Source organism: Frankia sp. CgJB1, from assembly GCF_977947065.1.
The window spans coordinates 1-16,397 of the sequence record NZ_CDWTNB010000005.1; the positions used below are offsets into that span (position 1 = coordinate 1).

Sequence of the window (16,397 nt, forward strand, 5' to 3'; positions counted from 1 at the left end):
CCATCAACTGCCGGTGGACGTCGTGAAGCTCGATCGGACGCTGCTCGAACTGCCCAGGGACGGACACCGGGTGGCGACGATGCGTCGATCGATGATCAGTCTCGCGCACGCCCTCGGTGCCGTCGTCGTGGCTGAGGGCATCGAGCGGGAAGGACAGATCGCCGAGCTCGAGGAGCTGGGTTGCGAGCTGGGTCAGGGATACTTCTTCGCCCGACCTGGTCCGCTCGCGTCGCTCACGATCCGGCGCTGGGTTCCGCCTACGATCCCCGGCGGTACGGACAGCCCTGGCTCCGCCGAGGTGCCCGGTTCGCCGCCGGGTCCGCCGGAGTCCTCCGCCGTGAGCGGGGAGTGATACCCGGCGGTCAGCGCCGCCCTGGTGGCCCAGCCCACCCCCAGGTCCCGGGCCTGCGCCAGATCCGCCAGCGTGTCGACGTCACGTCGCAGTCCCGGTACCGAGCCACCGAGGGTTCCCGTCAGATCCACCGCTCCGGAGCGACGGTGCGTGGCGTGACTGTGTGGTCCGAATGCGGGCTGCAGGATGGCGCCGGCCGACGCGGTCAGCAGAACGGTTCCCGTTCCGGCCGCGTCGGCGAGAACCGCGCGACGGTGCTGGCTCGCCTCGGACAGCGCCTGATGCAGCTCGGGGGGGCGCAGCGCGGGAAGGTCGGCGGAGAGGGCAGCCACCGCACGGGTGGGCCAGCGGGCCGAGGCCAGCGCGGCGCCGTGCACCAGGGCGGGATTGAGACCTCGGTCGGGTTCGTCCGGAATCACGACGAGCCGAGCACCCCTCGCAGCCGGGGAAAGGTCCGGTTGATCTGCGCCGATATAGTGGAGATTGGGGAGAGCCGACAGAGCGTGGTCGGCCGTCTGATCGTTCGTCACGATTATCACGGCGCCGACCAGACTGGTCTCGGACTCAAGTACCGCCGTCACCGTGTCCAAGGCCATCGCAAGGGCCAGCCGGCTCCGGTCGGGGCGGTCCAGCCGGGTCTTCGCCCGGGTGAGGTTCTTCAGCGGCAGCACGACTGTCCAGGACACTCCGTTTCGTGGGAGCCACACGAAGGCGACCATAGGCCATGCCGACCCCGTGGTGCCCCGGGTCCTCCGGGCGCGGGCTGAACGCCGGAGCCGTGGCGCGTCCCCAGCATGCGGCGCATCCTGCGTGGTACCCGTCAGATCGGCGTCTACGGTCAGAGTGAGGACGCGGCGGGATGCGAGGTGCGAGGTGTCCAGCCGGCCGGACGTCGGTACCATGCGCGCGATCCATCCGGAGGGCACAATTATTGTCGATTCCCGCCACAAGGTAGAAAACGCCTCGATCGGTGTCGCCTTCCTCGTACCCATCGTCGGGGTTGCGATCGCTCCCCGCGCTCGGCCGGACGTTTCCCGGGGGACGAGGTGAGACGGGCCGCGGTGCTTACGGCCGGGTCCTGGGGAAGCGTGTTCGCGAAGGTCCTCGCGGATGCCGGAGCGCGGGTCAACCTGGTCGCCCGTGACCCTGAGATCGTCCGGGCGGTCAACACCCGCCATGTCAATCCGCGCTATCTGCCGGCGATCCAGCTGCCGGACCGGGTGCGCGCGATGTCCGACGCGGGGGAGGCGCTGGCCGGCGCGGAGTTCGTGGTGCTGGCCGTACCGTCTCAGGCGCTGCGCTCCGTCCTCGCGGGATGGGCGCCCCTGATTGGGCCCGACGCCGTCTACGTCAGCCTGATGAAGGGGGTGGAGGTGGGCAGTCAGTTGCGGATGAGCGAGGTCATCACGCAGGTCACGGGCGTGTCGCCGGACCGGATCGCGGTGGTGAGCGGTCCGAATCTGGCGCCCGAGATCGCCGCCGAGCAGCCGGCGGCGACTGTGATCGCCAGTACCTCGACGAGCACGGCGGAGGCCGTCCAGGCGGCGTGCTGGACGGCCTATTTCCGCCCCTACACCAACACCGACGTGATCGGCTGCGAGCTGGGCGGAGCGATCAAGAACGTCATCGCGCTGGCTGCCGGCATGCTGGAGGGAATGGGTTTCGGCACCAACAGCCTCGCCTCGTTGATGACGCGCGGCCTGGCCGAGACCCTCCGACTCGGGGTCGCGCTGGGTGCCGATCCGATGACCTTCGCGGGACTGGCGGGACTGGGGGACCTCGTGGCGACCTGCGGCTCCCCGCTCTCGCGCAACCGCACCTTCGGCGAGAAACTCGGGCGTGGCCTTACGCTCGCGCAGGTGGAGGCCGAACAGCAGCAGGTCGCCGAGGGGGTGCGCTCCTGCCGCCCCCTGCTCGCCATGGCCGATGACCTGGGCGTCTCCATGCCGATCACCCGTCAGGTCGAACGGGTCCTCTATGAGGGTCTTCCTCCGATGGAGGCCGTCAAGGATCTGATGAGTCGGGAGCCGGGCCCGGAGTACCGGCTCCGTCTCTGACCTGCCCGCGCGCCTGACCTGCCCGCGCCTGGCCCGGCAGCACCATCGTTCCGGTCAGGCCGGGGCGTGGTCGGTGCCGGGGGGCGAACCCACGGCCTGCGTGTCGATGAGCGCTCCGATCGAGCGCAACTTACCCACCGGGCCCTCGTAACCGCGTTCGAGGAAACGGGTCCCGCGGATGACGCTGGTGCCGTCGGCCACCAGCGCGGCCAGCACGTAGGCAAAGCCGGCGCGCAGGTCGGGGATCGCCAGATCACCGCCGGTGAGGGAGGTCGGCCCGCTCACGACCGCCGAATGCTCGAAGTCCCGGGACGCGAACCGGCAGGCCTTCCCACCGAGGCACAGGGTCGACAGGGCGATGTCGGCGCCCATCTCGGCCAGCTGTCTGGTGTACCCGAACCGGTCCTCGTAGATCGTCTCGTGGATCACGGAGGCACCCCCAGCCTGGGTGAGCAGGACGACCAGGGGCTGCTGCCAGTCGGTCATGAACCCGGGGTGCACGTCGGTCTGCACATGTGACGCGGTCAACGGCCGGGCCCGGAAGAAGGTCATTCCCCGCGGGGTGACCTCGAACTCGCCACCGAGCCGGCGGAGGTGGTTGAGGAAGGTCGCCAGATGTTCCTGGCGGGCACCGACCACCTCCACCCTGCCGTCGGTGGCCACCGCGGCCGAGGCGAAGGACGCCGCTTCGATGCGGTCGTGGATCGGGGCGTGGGTGGCTCCCCGCAGTGCGCCGACCCCCTGCACCACGATCGTGCGGTCGACTTCCACGTCGACGAGGGCGCCCATCTGCTGCAGGAACATGATGAGGTCGATGACCTCGGGTTCCACCGCCGCATTCGAGATGACGGTCGTACCCTGTGCCCGGACCGCGGCCAGGAGCAGGTTCTCGGTCGCGCCGACGCTCGGGAACGGCAGTGCGACATGGGTGCCCCGTGCAGACCCAGCGTCTTGACCTGGACGGAACGTATCTGCTCGACGATCTCTGCACCCATGGCACGCAGGCCGGTGAGGTGGAAGTCGACGGGGCGCTTGCCGATCCGGCAACCGCCGGGCAGTGGGATCACGGCTTCGCCGACGCGGTGCAGGAGCGGGCCCATCATCAGGATCGGTATCCGGTTGACCCCGGAGTAGGCCTCGGACAGCGACGCGTCGATGATCTTTTCGGTGGCGAGTCGCACAGTGTGCTCGTCCAGCCACTCCACCTGAGTGCCGAGTTCGGCGAGCATGCTCAAGACCACGTCGACCTCGGCGATCCGAGGCACCCGGGTCAGGGTGCACGGCTCTGGCGTGAGGAGGGTGGCGACGAGCAGCTTGGTGACCGAGTTCTTGGCCCCGGACGCCTCGACCGAGCCGGTGAGCGGAGTACCGCCGACGATGCGGTACCATCTTCGGTCCGTGCTGGTGGATGGTACCACTCCCGAGCTGTGCGCCCCCACGGGCTACCTCCACGGTGATGATGCGGATGCGTGACGTGCGTCAGGTCACGTGCGGCGGGGCGATTGAATCAGACGCCACCGGCGCGGCCCGAGCCCGACTCTCAGGCCGCTACCTACGGTGACGATAGCCATGGTCTACCGGGCCGATCCCCGCGCCGAGCGGAAAGCCGCTGGCCAGGGCGCCACTGACGTAGGCCTTGGCGGACTGTGCGGCCTCGGCGTGACCACGCCCCTGCGCCAGGTGCGCGGCGATCGCGGAGGCCAGCGTGCAGCCGGTGCCATGGGTGTGCCGCCGGTCCAGGCGGGGGCTTCGGAGGACGACCTCGGTGGTCCCGTCGGTGAGCAGGTCGACCGCGTCGCCGGGAAGATGCCCGCCCTTCACCAGCACCCAGCGCGGGCCCAGGGCAAGCATCGCCTCGGCGGCTCTGGGCAGGCCGGCGACGTCCCGCACCTCCACCCCGGTCAGCAGACGTACCTCGTCGAGGTTCGGTGTGGCGATGGTGGCACGGGGCATGAGCTCCGTACGGACCACCTCGACCGCCTCCGGGGCCAGCAGGGGGTCGCCGTGCTTGGAGACGCTGACCGGATCGACCACGACGGGCACGTCGAGCCGCGAGAGCTCGGCGGCGACCAACGAGACCAGTGCGGCGGAGGAGAGCATCCCCGTCTTCACCGCGTCGACCCCGATGTCCGCCACGACCGCTCTGATCTGGGCTCGGACCGCTTCCGGAGGGAGATCCCACACACCATGGACGCCCAGGGAATTCTGTGCCGTCACCGCGACGATCGCACTCATGCCATGGACGCCGAGGGCGAGCATCGTCTTGAGATCCGCCTGGATGCCCGCGCCGCCGCCCGAATCCGATCCGGCGATCGTCAGTACGCGGGGCGGGGCGGGGCTCGGTCCCGGCGGCGGCTCGCTCCGGATACTCCGAGCGTTCACGTGTCTCCTATTCATCGCTCTGGGTAGCGTCGTCGTGGTTGCCATCACAACCGGGTACCGAGCCGACCAGCTGACCCCCACGATTGGGGTTCCGGATGAGGCCTGGCGACCCCTCGGTCGGTCGCCGCTGGCCGATCTGAGTAAATTCCTCGACCTCGGAGGCTCTCATCCGGGCCGTTTGCCTGTTATCTTCTGTCGGCCCGTAGTTCTGCTCGACGGGCTGTCGACGTCCGACGAGGGAGCGTCTGTGGTCCACGCGTACATCCTTATCCAGACCGAGGTCGGCAAGTCCTCCTCGGTTGCCAAGGAGATCGAGCAGATCCCCGGGGTCACTCAGGCCGAGGACGTCACCGGCCCCTATGACGTCATCGTCCGGGCGGAGGCGGCCACCGTCGACGACCTCGGGAAGATGGTCATGGCGAGAGTGCAGTCGGTCGACGGCATCACCCGCACGCTGACCTGCCCGGTTGTTCACTTCTGAGCTTCTCCGTCCCGACGTGGGTCAGGTCGGCTCCGGGACGGGGGGACCCGGTGACGCCGGTGGCGCGCCAGAATCGGGACATGGCCACCGGTGGTGAGCAAGCCGAGTGGGGCGGGCGCCCGGCACGGGGCAGGCGCCGGCCGGGGCGGTCAGGTCGGTCTCCGGTGTTCGTCGCCTCGTGGGTCCTGCTCGCGCTGGTCGGATGCGGCGGTCCCGGATCGATCCGGCTGACCAACGTGCCGATTCCCGCGGAGTCGGCCCGCTCGTCGTGCGTGGACCTGGTCCACGACCTTCCCCCGTCGCTCGGGGACGACCTCGACCGCCGGGCACTGGACCCCCCGCAGACCACGGCAGCGGCCTACGGCGCGACGCCGGTGGTGCTCACCTGCGGCGCGTCGGGTCTTCCGGCAAGCTACCGTCCCGATGCGATGCTGTCCGTCGTCGACGATGTGGGGTGGTTTGCCGAGGACCTGGGCGGGACGACGGTGCGCTATTCCACTCCGACGCGGCAGCCCCAGGTGGTTCTTATCCTGCCCGCCGACGTGCAGGCGTTCGAGGTACTCGTCTCGGTCGCCCCCGCCGTGCGGGCGCACAGCAGGTCAACGACATCCTGAGACGAGCTCCCGGCCATTCCGCCCGGCGGAACGCCTCTGCGCCGTCACGGGCCCGGGTGGCGTGAGGTGCCGGGCGGTCAGCGCAGCCCCGCTCCGTCGCGCAGGGCCAGCCTGACGAGCCGGTCCACCAACTGCGGATAGGTGACCCCGCTCGCCTCCCACATCCGCGGGAACATCGAGGTAGGGGTGAAACCGGGCATCGTGTTGACCTCGTTGATAATCACATGGTCGTCAGCCGTGACAAACATGTCAACCCGCGCGAGCCCGGCGCAGTCCAAGGCCTCGAATGCCGCGATTGCCACTCTCCGCACCTCCTCCCGTACCGTGTGGGGCAAATTGGCCGGGACGTCGAAGTGGGTGGCGTCGGACATGTACTTGGCCTCGAAGTCGTAGAAGCCGGCCGAAGATGTGACGATGATCTCGGCGGGCACGCTCGCCTCGACACCGGGGCCGTCCAGAGTTCCGAGGACCCCGCACTCGATCTCGCGGCCGACGATCGCCGACTCCACCAGGACCTTGGGGTCGCTGGCGCGGGCTGCCTTGATCGCGGTGTCCAGGTCCGCCCAGGCATCGACCCGGCTGATCCCGATACTCGACCCGCCGCGCGCGGGCTTCACGAAGACGGGCAGCCCCAGCCGTTCCTGGTCGGCCCCGGTGAGCGTGTCACCGGCCCGCAGGACGGCGTAGGACCCGACGGGAAGGCCGGCGGCCCGCAGCAGTGCCTTCATGTGTTGCTTGTCCATGGCGGCCGCGCTGGCGAACACCCCGGAGCCGACGTAGGGCAGGCCGGCCATCTCCAGGAGGCCCTGGACCGTCCCATCCTCCCCGAAGGGGCCGTGGAGCAGCAGGAAGACCACGTCGATGTCCCCGAGGGTGTCGCCGCTCCCGAGGGTGCTCCTGGCAGCGTCGGGGCCGCCGCGGGGGCGGCGCGGCAGCAGACCGGGCGTCGTCGGATCCGCGGCCAGGACGACGCTCTCACCGCGGGCCGCGACGACGGCGGGCAGCCGGTCTCCCGTCACCGCGAGGGCGGTCGGGTCGTCCGGCAGCATGACCCAGCGGCCATGCATGTCGATGCCGACCGGGACGACGTCGTAGACGTCACGATCCAGGGCTCGCAGTACGCCGCTGGCCGATACACAGGAGATCGCGTGTTCGGTGCTGCGGCCACCGAACAGGAGGGCGAGCCGAATCCGACGCCTGGAGCCTGCCATGCCGGGATACTAACGGATCGGCAACGGATCGGCGTCGGTGACCGGCACCGTACCCGACGTGGATGTGGCCGTGCTCCGCCTCGACGTCCGCGGGAGGCCCGCGTCCGGTGTCGCCCCCTCCGGCCGGAGGGCTCAGGCGCGAGAGACCTTGCCCGCCTTGATGCAGGAAGCGCAGACGTTCAGCCGCTTGGGGGTCCCGCCCACGACCGTGCGCACGGTCTGGATGTTGGGGTTCCACCGACGGCGCGTGCGTCGGTGGGAGTGGGAGACCGACATACCGAAGCCCGGCCCCTTGCCGCAGACGTCACACACCGAAGACACGAGAAACACTCCGTCGAAGTAGTAGCCGAAGTCGAAGTAGTATCGGTCCCGGTAGGCGTGCCCGGGACGTCAGGGGACTCAGAACCAGGATCGTACGCAACCCGCAACCCGCAACCCCGACGGCGCCGCCGGGGGACGCGCGTAGCGATGACCCGCTTGAGGTTACCCCACCTTCTGTGGTCCAGATGATGCGGCGGGAGCCGGTGGGTCTCGGTACTGTCGGTGGTCCGGTGCACTATCGGTGATGTGGTCGACCTCGACACGCCCCTGAAGGCTCTCGTCGGCGCGCGTGCCGCCGTCCTCTTGGCCGATGGCCTGGAGCTGAGGCTGGTTGGTGATCTGCTGGGGCACCTGCCCCGCCGGTACCACGAGAGAGGCGAGCTGACGGACCTCGCGGACCTCGTCGTCGGTGAGACGGTGACGGTCCAGGCCCGGGTCGAGAAGACAGAACGCCGCCCGATGCGCGGCACCCGGAAGTCGATGGTGCGCGTGACGGTGACGGACGGCCGGCATTCACTGTCGCTGACCTTCTTCAATCAGAGCTGGCGGGAGCGTGACCTCCGTCCCGGGACGACCGCGCTGTTCGCCGGCAAGGTCGACGAGTTCCGCCGGCGGCGTCAGCTGACCAACCCGGAGGTCCAGCTCCTCGAACCCGAGGAGAACGGGGAAGCCGCCAGCGGTGCGCCGTTCGCGAACGCGCTGGTTCCGATCTACCCCGCCTCCGCCAAGGTGCCGAGCTGGACGCTGGCGAGGTGCGTCCGGCTGGCGTTGGACTCTCTCGATCCCGTCGAGGATCCGCTGCCGGACGATCTCCGCAGCCGGTACCGCCTGCCCGCTCTGGCCGAGGCCTTCCGGCTGGTTCACCAGCCCGCGAACCGTGGTGAGATCGCCTCCGGTCGTCGGCGCCTCACCTGGGATGAGGCGCTGGTGTTGCAGGTGGCGTTGGCCCAACGGCGTCGTGAGGTGGAGGCGATGGCGACGACACCCCGGCCGCAGCGTCCGGATGGTCTACTGACGGCGTTCGACGCCGCTCTGCCCTTCCCCCTCACGACGGGCCAGCGCGAGGTGGGGAAGACGATCGCGGCCGAGATCGGTCGGCCCGTTCCGATGCATCGCCTGCTGCAGGGAGAGGTGGGTTCGGGCAAGACACTGGTCGCCCTGCGGGCGATGCTCACCGTGGTCGACACGGGCGGTCAGGCGGTACTCCTGGCGCCCACCGAAACTCTTGCCGCTCAGCACAGCCGAAGCCTCCGGGAGATGCTCGGCGACCTGGCCCGGGCAGGAGAACTAGGAGCCGATCATCGGGCCACGCGGGTGACGTTGGTCACCGGATCGATGGGGGCGCGTGCGCGGCGGGAGGCTCTGGCGGAGATCGCAGACGGTTCCACCGGTCTGGTGGTCGGCACTCATGCCCTGCTGCACGATGAGGTGATCTTTAGCGATCTTGGTCTGATCGTCGTTGACGAACAGCATCGTTTCGGCGTCGAACAGCGGGACACGCTGCGAGCGCGTGGACGACGTCCTCCCCACCTTCTTGTGATGACCGCGACGCCGATTCCCCGGACGGTCGCGATGACCGTGTTCGGTGATCTCGAAGTCTCCGAGCTCACTGAACTGCCGGCGGGACGCTCTCCCATCGGGACGTTCGTGGTGCCGGCGAGCCAGAGATCCTGGACGGATCGGATGTGGGGACGAATCCGCGACGAGGTGGCCGCCGGGCATCAGGCCTATGTCGTGTGTCCCCGGATCGGTGCGAGCGGGGAGGATGAGTGCGGGGAGGATGACCCCGCCGGATCCTCGGCGGCTGGTCCGGATCCGCGAGCGTCCCGACCAGCTGCGACAGTGTGTGAGGTGCTGCCCCTGCTGGTGGATGGCGATCTTGCGGATCTCAGGGTTGAACCACTGCACGGTCGTCTCGCACCCGGGCAGCGGGAGGCCACCATGAACCGATTCGCGGCCGGCGAGGTCGACGTGCTGGTCGCCACCACCGTCATCGAGGTGGGAGTGAACGTACCGAACGCAACAGTGATGGTCGTCCTGGACGCGGACAGGTTCGGCGTGTCCCAGCTGCACCAGTTGCGCGGGAGGGTCGGCCGGGGCACCGCGCCCGGCTGGTGTCTTCTGCATACAGCGGCCGAGCCGGGATCCCCCGCCTGGGAGCGGCTCAGCGCGGTCGCCGCCACCAGCGACGGGGCGAAGCTGGCCCGTCTCGACCTCGCGCAGCGTCGGGAGGGCGATGTGCTTGGGGCCGCTCAGTCCGGCGGGCGACGATCCCTGAAGCTCCTGGAACTTCTTCGTGACGAGGACCTGATCCGCGACGCACGCGCGGAGGCCGGTCGCCTGGTTGACGACGACCCCGGGTTGGACCGGCATCCCGCACTGCGCCGGCTGCTCGACGCGGTTCTCGACGACACCAGTGTCGCCTTCCTCGAGAAGGGATGACCGGGTGGCCCGATGACGCGCATCATCAGTGGGACCGCGGGTGGTCGGCGGCTCGTGGTTCCACCCGGGACAACCACCCGTCCGACCTCGGAACGTGCCCGTGAGGGATTGTTCAACACCTTGTCGACCTGCCTGGATCTGCGGGGCGCTCGGGTTGCCGATCTTTATGCCGGATCTGGTGCGGTCGGTCTGGAAGCGCTGTCTCGGGGTGCCACTCATGCCCTTCTCGTTGACCGCGATCCGGTCGTGATACGCACTCTGCGGCGGAACGTGACAGCGCTGGGACTGTCGGGCGCGAAGATCGTGCAAGCCGTGGTAGAGCGTGTGGTGCAGAACGCCTTGGGTAATCCCTACGACATGGTTTTCCTCGATCCGCCGTACGCGATGCGCGACCCGGAACTCGGCGAAGTGCTGTCAAAGCTGCTGGCGGCCGCCTGGTTGACTGCGGACAGTGTCTGCGTTGTCGAAAGATCGCACCGCTCGGGCCCGGTCGCCTGGCCTGACGGGTTGTGTGCGCTGCGCGACCGGAGGTACGGGGAGGGCGCTCTCTGGTACGGTATTCGATCATGAGGAGGGCGGCCTGTCCCGGTTCATTTGATCCGATCACCAACGGTCATCTCGACATCATCGTCCGAGCGAGCAGACTCTTCGATGAGGTCGTGGTCGCCGTATCGATCAACAAGAACAAAGTCACCTTGTTCACCGTCGACGAGCGGATGGAGCTCATCAGGGAGGCCCTGCGTGATCATCCGATGGCGCCGTCCAACGTCCTGGTGGATGCGTCCCACGGGCTGATCGTCGATTTTTGTCGGAGCAGGGGTATCCAGTCGATCGTCAAAGGACTGCGTGCGGTCAGCGACTTCGACTATGAGCTTCAGATGGCGCAGATGAACAATTCGCTTGCGGGCGTGGAGACTCTTTTCATGAGCACGAACCCGCAATACGCTTTTTTGTCCTCCAGTCTGGTGAAGGAGGTCGCGCGTTACGGGGGTGATGTGTCGGGGCTGGTACCCGATGTGGTACTCAAACAGCTCCGTGAGCGTCTCGCTCAGTAACTCCCGCCGGGTGGGTAGCCGCCGACCGACTTCCGCCGGGCTCTCCCGCCGTTCCCGACCGTCCGGGCTCCGGGCCGGTCGCGGGGGGGGGTGAGCGGTGCCCGAGTGGGTTCCTGGGCGGAGGTCCGCCGCCCGCCGGGCTCGGGTGCCCGGAGATCTCGGCAGCCTGATCGGATCGTCCGCGGCGCCGATCGGATAGGCTAGGACCGCAGTAGCTGACCGGCTCGCAGTAGCTGACCGGCTGGAGTCTGTTCGTCGATCCTCTGGGAGGGTCCAGGCCTCTGGGAGGGTCCAGGGCGCCGTCGATGCCGGGCCGCCTCCGTCGTCAGCGACGCCGGGTAGCTATACCACCACGAAGGCCCTGTTTCGGCCGGGCTTCCTGACATTGACGTAGATGTGAATTTGACTGCCGCGATGACTGGATCCCACTCTCGCCGTCGGACCCCGAAGGGTCCCCTTGTGCTGGACACCCGTGAGCTCGGTCGGCGGCCCGGGTCGATGCGGCTTGTCCGGGCGGAGGCGGAACTTCCCGCCGGTCTCGGAACCGAGATGATGTGGGTGCCGGCTGGCGCGAGCGCCACCTTGGACCTGCGTCTCGAATCGGTGATCGAGGGTGTTCTGGTCAGCGGGACCGTCGTGGCGCCGCTTCGGGGTGAATGTGCGCGCTGCCTGGACGACGTGTCTGAGGCCAGCATGGTCGAGTTTCGCGAGCTATTCTACTACCCTGACCGAGCCGTGGACCTGGGTGACGACGAAGACGCTCGGGTACTAATCGATGATCATGCGGACATCGAGCCCGTGGTGCGGGATGCCCTGGTGCTCAACCTTCCGCTGTCACCCATCTGCCGCCCGGACTGTGCGGGACTCTGCGTGGATTGCGGGGTGCGTCTCGACGATGTCGAGCCTGGACATTCCCATGCGCGATCCGACCCGAGATGGGCGGCGCTGTCCGCGCTGGCCGACAGCGGAGCAACGGGAACCGAGAAGGGTCGCACCGACCCTCATGAGAGCAAGGAGAAGGAATAGTGGCCGTCCCGAAGCGGCGCACCTCGCGCAGCAACACCCGGTCCCGGCGTTCGCAGTGGAAGGCCAAGGTGCCGACCCTCGCAAAGTGCTCGCGGGGGCACGTGATCCGGCCGCACACCGTCTGTGGCACGTGCGGCCGGTACAATGACCGTCAGGTGCTTGACGTCTGACCCGGTGTGACACGTATCGCTGTTGACCTGGTGGGGGAGGGGTCCCCTTCCGGGCCTCTCCTCGAGGCATTGCCCAGTGCGCTCGACGCCGATCCGCATCTGGTGCTCACTCTGGTGACATCCGGTGACGCCGTCCGGGATGACCTTGCTTGCCTGGGAATTGTGCCAGGCGAGCGCGTTCTGCTCGCCACGGCCGCTCGCGGCGTTTCGGCGGGCCCGGAGGCATTGCGTGAAGTGCGAGCACGTCGGGACTCCGGCGTCCGGGTAGCGGCGCGCCTGGTCCGCGACGGACATGCCGATGCGATGGTCTCGGTAGCCCCGGCCGAAGCCGTGGTCGCCTCGGCTCAGTTCACCTACGGTCTGCTACCCGGGGCGACGCGGGCCACCCTCGCCTCGATTGTCGGCGGGTCGAATGCCCCCGTCGTGCTGTGTGACGCGGGGGCGACGGTTGATGTGACGGCGGACGAACTCGCCCAGTTCGCGGTCGCGGGCAGCGCGTACGCCGCGGTTCGCTTCGCCGTTGACGCTCCTCGCGTCGGGCTTCTGACGGCGCGTCCAGCGCTCCCCGGCACCTTGCGGCGAGCCGCCGACGAGCTGCTCCGATCGCTTGATCTGCACTATGTCGGCCCGCTGACGGCTGATCGGCTCCTCGCGGCTCCGTGGACGGGCGAGCCGGGCGACGGCCAGAGGATCGATCATCGCCGCGGAGTCGACGTGGCGGTCACCGACGGATTCACCGGAGATGTCCTGATGTCCGTCATCCGGGGGATGCGATGGTGGGAATCTCATCGGGGTACGGGGCACCCGCCCAGGGCCGGTCTGGATCCGGGATGGGGAACGTTGGAAGATCCTGATGTGCGGGGGGGAACGATCGTGCTGGGGGTCGATGGTGTCGCGGTCCACGCGGAGCGGGCGCCGGGTGAAGCCGGCGACAGCCAGGCAGTCGGGCTGCTCGCGGCGCTGAGGGCGGCGTCGGCCGCGGTCCATGCGGACCTGGCTTCTCGGACCCGAGCGGCGATGGCGACCTTGGTGGCGCATCGCCGGGCCTTGGCCGGGCTGGTCGGATGACCCGCCAGTTGCCACCCCCGCCGCCGCGGGACGGCCTGATCGAGGTACTCGAGGTCGCCATCGACCCCGAGCTGCTCGACCGCGCACTCACGCACCGCTCCTACGCCTACGAGAAGGGCGGCCTGCCCACCAACGAACGCCTGGAGTTCCTGGGCGATGCGGTGCTTGGTCTGGTGGTGACGGCGGCATTGTTCATCCGCCACCCGGATCTTCCCGAGGGGCAGCTCGCCAAGCAGCGGGCCTCGGTTGTGAACATGCGGGCTCTCGCGGACGTGGCACGGGGGATCGGACCCACCGGGCTCGGTCCGTACCTACTGCTGGGCCGGGGGGAGGAGACCACCGGGGGGCGCAACAAGGCGAGCATTCTCGCCGACACCCTCGAGGCCATCATCGGGGCGGTCTATCTGTCCTCAGGCTTCGACGTGGCCTCCGGTTTCGTGCACCGTCTCTTCGATCCCCTGCTGGACGAGGCCGCCGGCCGGGGCGCAGGGCTTGACTGGAAGACCTCACTGCAAGAACAGACGGCGGTGCTGGCTCTCGGACCGCCTGAATATGTCGTCGAGGAGGCCGGTCCGGACCACGCGAAGCGGTTCACCGCCTACGCGAGGATCGCGGGAGAGCCACTGGGCGAGGGCGAAGGGGGAAGTAAGAAGGAGGCTGAGCAGCGGGCGGCCGCCGCGGCTTTCGCGGTTCTCGAGGAACGGTCGGCCCTGGGGCGGGAGGACGGTTCGGGCGTGGATGTCGTCGGCGGAGATCACGAGAAGTCCGCCATCGGCGGCCTCGATCACGATCGGGTCTCGGGCCCGTGAGAGCGGGTGATCACCCGTTGCCTCGATTCGCTTCCTCAGTGGTGGCGACAGGCTCAGCGGTGGCGACAGATCCATCGAGCCACGTCGAGGGTCCGGTGTCATCCCACTGACCCGGCCCGATGACCGGAGATCATGCCAGAACTCCCCGAAGTAGAGGTTGTTCGCCGCGGTCTGGAACGTGGTGTCGTCGGTCGCGTCATCGCATCGGTTGACGTCCACCATCCTCGTGCGGTGCGCCGTCATCTGGCCGGTGCCGCCGACTTCTCGGCGCTGCTCGTCGGCCGCCGGATAACGGCGGCACGACGTCGCGGCAAGTATCTGTGGCTGGTGATTCAGCCGCCGGTAGACCATGCGGCGTGCGCTCCGGTGGTTCCAGAAGAACCACCGGAGGAGGAATCAGCTGCCGTGCTGGCCGAGATGTCTCCGCCTGCCCTGCCCCCAGGTCATCCGGCCCAGGGGGATGCGCTGATCGCCCATCTCGGGATGAGCGGACAGTTGCTCGTCGTTCCACCCGCCACCCCCGACCAGAAGCATCTGCGGATCCGGTTCGTCTTCACGGACGGAGGACGCGAACTGCGATTTGTGGATCAACGTACCTTCGGTGGCCTGGCGGTCGCGGTGGGGGAAGCGGATCTGCCTGCTCCCGTCGCGCACATCGCCAGGGATCCCCTGGACCTCGCCTTCGACGAGCGTCTCGTCACGGAGAGGATGCGTCGACGCCGTACCGGCGTGAAGCGGGCCCTGCTCGATCAGACACTTGTCAGCGGGGTCGGGAACATCTACGCGGACGAGGCCCTGTGGGCCGCGAAGCTGCACTACGCGCGGCCGACCGAGACCCTCACTCGGGCGGAGGTCGGCAGGCTGCTGGATTGCGCGCGGACGGTGATGACCGCGGCTCTCGAGGCGGGCGGTACGTCCTTCGACCGCCTGTACGTGTCGGCGGACGGAGTCAGCGGGCTGTTCGAACGGTCGCTACAGGTGTACGGCCGTGCGGGTCGGCCGTGCACACGATGCGGAGACGCGGTGCGCCGGGACGCTTTCATGAACCGGTCGAGCTTCACCTGCCCCACCTGCCAGCCGCACCCAGGGCGGGCCAGATGGTAAGGTTAGATCACACGTTCGAATCCCGCGACTCTCGGGTGGGGTGCCGGGCGTGGCGTCCGCGATAGTCGGTGGGGAGCCAGACCTGCCGCGGCGTTCACAGTTATCGCCTCGTCCAGGGCCGAGACCGGGCTGCCGGGATCGGTGAGGCATCATCCGACACGTCGGTTGGCTGGCCTGCCCCCGACGCGACATGGACGGAGGCGCGATGAATCCGGATGCCCTGCTCGGTCGTATACGGAAGCTGTTGGCGATGGCGGAGGCGGAGGGGCTGAGCGAAGCCGCCCGCGAAACCTATAACAGCAAGGCAGCCGAGCTGATCGCCCAGTACGGGATCGACCGCGCGCTGGTCGAGGAGGCGTCGCCGCACCGCGTCGAGGCGGCTGACCTGGTGGTGGCCGTCGATTCGCCCTATGCCCGGGACAAGATCTCGTTGCTCGCGGGCATTGCCGCACCGCTTGGTTGCCGGCTCGTGTACCGGACCGAGCAGCGTGCAGTGGGGACGGGGCACTCCGCTCATCTGTTCGGGATGGATGCGGATATCCACCGCGTGCAGATGTTGTTTACCTCGTTGCTGGTCCAGCAGGCACAGGGGTTGGCTCTCGCCCGTCCACCACGCCGGGAGGACCCGCGGGCGTTTCGTCGGTCGTGGATGGCCGGCTTCGCGGTGGCGGTGGCGGAGAGACTGACCAGGACGGAGCGGATGGCCCGGGAGCGGGCGCAGACCCAGCAGAAGCAGACCCGGGAGAACGGATCAGACGGGCCCTCGACGACGCCGTCGGTGGCCGTCGTCCTGGCGAATCGAAGCCAGCGGGTGGATGCGCACCTGGCAAGCGTCTACCCCAGGTTGCGAGCGCCAAGGACACGCCAGCTCTCCGGGAGCGGCGGTCGTGCGGGTTACCAGGCCGGCGAGCAGGCTGATCTTGGTTTGGGTAACCGGGTGTCCAGCCGCGTCTCACCGGCGATCGGCATGAGGTGAATCGTAGGGGTGGTAGTTATGAGTGGTACTGACTACTATTTGCCGCCCGGCAGATTGGGCACCGCTGTCTGGGTAGGCCCTGCGGTACGCGGCGGGGCGTAGCCAGGACCAATAATCTTGTCTGCGCTGTCGACCGGCTCCGGGGTCACCTGGCGGTCACCATCGGTGCTCGCGTGCGGGGCGGGTAGCGTGCCGCCGTCCTGGGAGAAGTTCTGGCCGCAACCGCTGAGAAGGAGTGCCGAGCCGAGAGCTCCACACGCGAGTAGCACGGCAGCGGACCGGCGGCGGAAACGTGGCCGGTCCGGCCGTTCCAGTCGATGATCATCCTG

The 16,397-nt window shown here is 68.6% G+C and carries 16 protein-coding genes and 2 pseudogenes; 13 read left to right on the forward strand and 5 right to left on the reverse strand.

Going from position 1 to position 16,397, the window contains the following annotated elements; all coding sequences use genetic code 11:
• Positions 1–352, forward strand: a 352-nt coding sequence (locus AC08OT_RS01210; protein ID WP_476602472.1) for an EAL domain-containing protein, incomplete at its 5' end; no start/stop codon positions are given.
• Between the two features lie 86 nt (positions 353–438).
• On the opposite strand, the pseudogene cofC reads toward AC08OT_RS01210, so the two are convergent.
• Positions 439–1,344 (reverse strand): annotated as a pseudogene (gene cofC / locus AC08OT_RS01215) (2-phospho-L-lactate guanylyltransferase); the annotation flags it as partial.
• Between the two features lie 54 nt (positions 1,345–1,398).
• Between cofC and AC08OT_RS01220 the strand changes: the two are divergent.
• Positions 1,399–2,409: an NAD(P)H-dependent glycerol-3-phosphate dehydrogenase gene (locus AC08OT_RS01220; RefSeq protein ID WP_462186117.1), complete on the forward strand. Its 1,011-nt coding sequence runs from the start codon at positions 1,399–1,401 to the stop codon at positions 2,407–2,409.
• On the opposite strand, the pseudogene murA reads toward AC08OT_RS01220, so the two are convergent.
• Both murA and thiD read right to left on the reverse strand, forming a co-directional pair.
• Positions 2,357–3,848 (reverse strand): annotated as a pseudogene (gene murA / locus AC08OT_RS01225) (UDP-N-acetylglucosamine 1-carboxyvinyltransferase). The gene AC08OT_RS01220 and the pseudogene murA overlap by 53 nt on opposite strands.
• 109 nt (positions 3,849–3,957) lie before the next feature.
• Entirely contained in the window at positions 3,958–4,791 is an 834-nt protein-coding gene (gene thiD / locus AC08OT_RS01230; RefSeq protein WP_476591571.1) for a bifunctional hydroxymethylpyrimidine kinase/phosphomethylpyrimidine kinase, read from the reverse strand.
• A 247-nt stretch (positions 4,792–5,038) separates the two neighbouring features.
• On the opposite strand from thiD, the gene AC08OT_RS01235 reads away from it, so the two are divergent.
• Positions 5,039–5,272: an Lrp/AsnC family transcriptional regulator gene (locus AC08OT_RS01235; protein ID WP_011437987.1), complete on the forward strand. Its 234-nt coding sequence runs from the start codon at positions 5,039–5,041 to the stop codon at positions 5,270–5,272.
• A gap of 164 nt (positions 5,273–5,436) precedes the next feature.
• On the forward strand, positions 5,437–5,886 hold the full coding sequence (locus AC08OT_RS01240; protein ID WP_462186113.1) for a DUF3515 family protein: 450 nt from the start codon (positions 5,437–5,439) through the stop codon (positions 5,884–5,886).
• Positions 5,887–5,963: 77 nt separating this feature from the next.
• On the opposite strand, the gene AC08OT_RS01245 is transcribed toward AC08OT_RS01240, so the two are convergent.
• Together AC08OT_RS01245 and rpmB are read right to left on the reverse strand one after the other, a co-directional pair.
• On the reverse strand, positions 5,964–7,097 hold the full coding sequence (locus tag AC08OT_RS01245) for a D-alanine--D-alanine ligase family protein (RefSeq protein ID WP_476591572.1): 1,134 nt from the start codon (positions 7,095–7,097) through the stop codon (positions 5,964–5,966).
• 132 nt (positions 7,098–7,229) lie between these two features.
• Entirely contained in the window at positions 7,230–7,418 is a 189-nt protein-coding gene (gene rpmB / locus AC08OT_RS01250) for a 50S ribosomal protein L28 (protein ID WP_011437984.1), read from the reverse strand.
• Between the two features lie 246 nt (positions 7,419–7,664).
• Between rpmB and recG the strand changes: the two genes are divergently transcribed.
• The 9 genes from recG (at position 7,665) to AC08OT_RS01295 (ending at position 16,068) form a co-directional block, all read left to right on the forward strand.
• The gene (recG, locus tag AC08OT_RS01255) at positions 7,665–9,860 is read left to right on the forward strand and encodes an ATP-dependent DNA helicase RecG (RefSeq protein ID WP_476591591.1); all 2,196 of its coding nucleotides are present in this window, start codon (positions 7,665–7,667) and stop codon (positions 9,858–9,860) included.
• Positions 9,861–9,872: 12 nt separating this feature from the next.
• Positions 9,873–10,430 carry a 16S rRNA (guanine(966)-N(2))-methyltransferase RsmD gene (rsmD, locus tag AC08OT_RS01260; RefSeq protein WP_476591573.1) on the forward strand — a complete coding sequence of 186 codons (558 nt, stop codon included), beginning with the start codon at positions 9,873–9,875 and terminating at the stop codon, positions 10,428–10,430.
• Positions 10,427–10,915: a pantetheine-phosphate adenylyltransferase gene (coaD, locus tag AC08OT_RS01265; protein ID WP_011437981.1), complete on the forward strand. Its 489-nt coding sequence runs from the start codon at positions 10,427–10,429 to the stop codon at positions 10,913–10,915. The genes rsmD and coaD overlap by 4 nt, the downstream gene beginning before the upstream one ends.
• 414 nt (positions 10,916–11,329) lie before the next feature.
• A complete protein-coding gene (locus tag AC08OT_RS01270; RefSeq protein WP_476591574.1) occupies positions 11,330–11,941 on the forward strand; it encodes a YceD family protein in 612 nt (203 codons plus the stop codon).
• Positions 11,941–12,111: a 50S ribosomal protein L32 gene (gene rpmF / locus AC08OT_RS01275; RefSeq protein WP_011437979.1), complete on the forward strand. Its 171-nt coding sequence runs from the start codon at positions 11,941–11,943 to the stop codon at positions 12,109–12,111. The genes AC08OT_RS01270 and rpmF overlap by 1 nt, the downstream gene beginning before the upstream one ends.
• A gap of 6 nt (positions 12,112–12,117) precedes the next feature.
• The gene (locus AC08OT_RS01280) at positions 12,118–13,179 is read left to right on the forward strand and encodes a phosphate starvation-inducible protein PhoH (RefSeq protein ID WP_476591575.1); all 1,062 of its coding nucleotides are present in this window, start codon (positions 12,118–12,120) and stop codon (positions 13,177–13,179) included.
• Positions 13,176–13,988, forward strand: coding sequence for a ribonuclease III (gene rnc, locus AC08OT_RS01285; RefSeq protein ID WP_462186108.1), 813 nt, complete (start codon positions 13,176–13,178; stop codon positions 13,986–13,988). The genes AC08OT_RS01280 and rnc overlap by 4 nt, the downstream gene beginning before the upstream one ends.
• A 132-nt stretch (positions 13,989–14,120) precedes the next feature.
• Positions 14,121–15,092 (forward strand): bifunctional DNA-formamidopyrimidine glycosylase/DNA-(apurinic or apyrimidinic site) lyase, encoded by a 972-nt coding sequence (gene mutM / locus AC08OT_RS01290; RefSeq protein ID WP_476591576.1) that lies wholly within the window; start codon positions 14,121–14,123, stop codon positions 15,090–15,092.
• Between the two features lie 205 nt (positions 15,093–15,297).
• Entirely contained in the window at positions 15,298–16,068 is a 771-nt protein-coding gene (locus tag AC08OT_RS01295) for a DUF2786 domain-containing protein (protein ID WP_476591577.1), read from the forward strand.
• Positions 16,069–16,397: the final 329 nt, after the last annotated feature.

Excerpts from the sequence above, each read along its gene's own strand:
- AC08OT_RS01245 (WP_476591572.1), bottom strand. The coding sequence starts at position 7,097 with ATGGCAGGCTCCAGGCGTCGGATTCGGCTCGCCCTCCTGTTCGGTGGC.
- rsmD (WP_476591573.1), top strand. The coding sequence starts at position 9,873 with ATGACGCGCATCATCAGTGGGACCGCGGGTGGTCGGCGGCTCGTGGTT.
- coaD (WP_011437981.1), top strand. The coding sequence starts at position 10,427 with ATGAGGAGGGCGGCCTGTCCCGGTTCATTTGATCCGATCACCAACGGT.
- AC08OT_RS01270 (WP_476591574.1), top strand. The coding sequence starts at position 11,330 with ATGACTGGATCCCACTCTCGCCGTCGGACCCCGAAGGGTCCCCTTGTG.
- rnc (WP_462186108.1), top strand. The coding sequence starts at position 13,176 with ATGACCCGCCAGTTGCCACCCCCGCCGCCGCGGGACGGCCTGATCGAG.
- mutM (WP_476591576.1), top strand. The coding sequence starts at position 14,121 with ATGCCAGAACTCCCCGAAGTAGAGGTTGTTCGCCGCGGTCTGGAACGT.
- AC08OT_RS01295 (WP_476591577.1), top strand. The coding sequence starts at position 15,298 with ATGAATCCGGATGCCCTGCTCGGTCGTATACGGAAGCTGTTGGCGATG.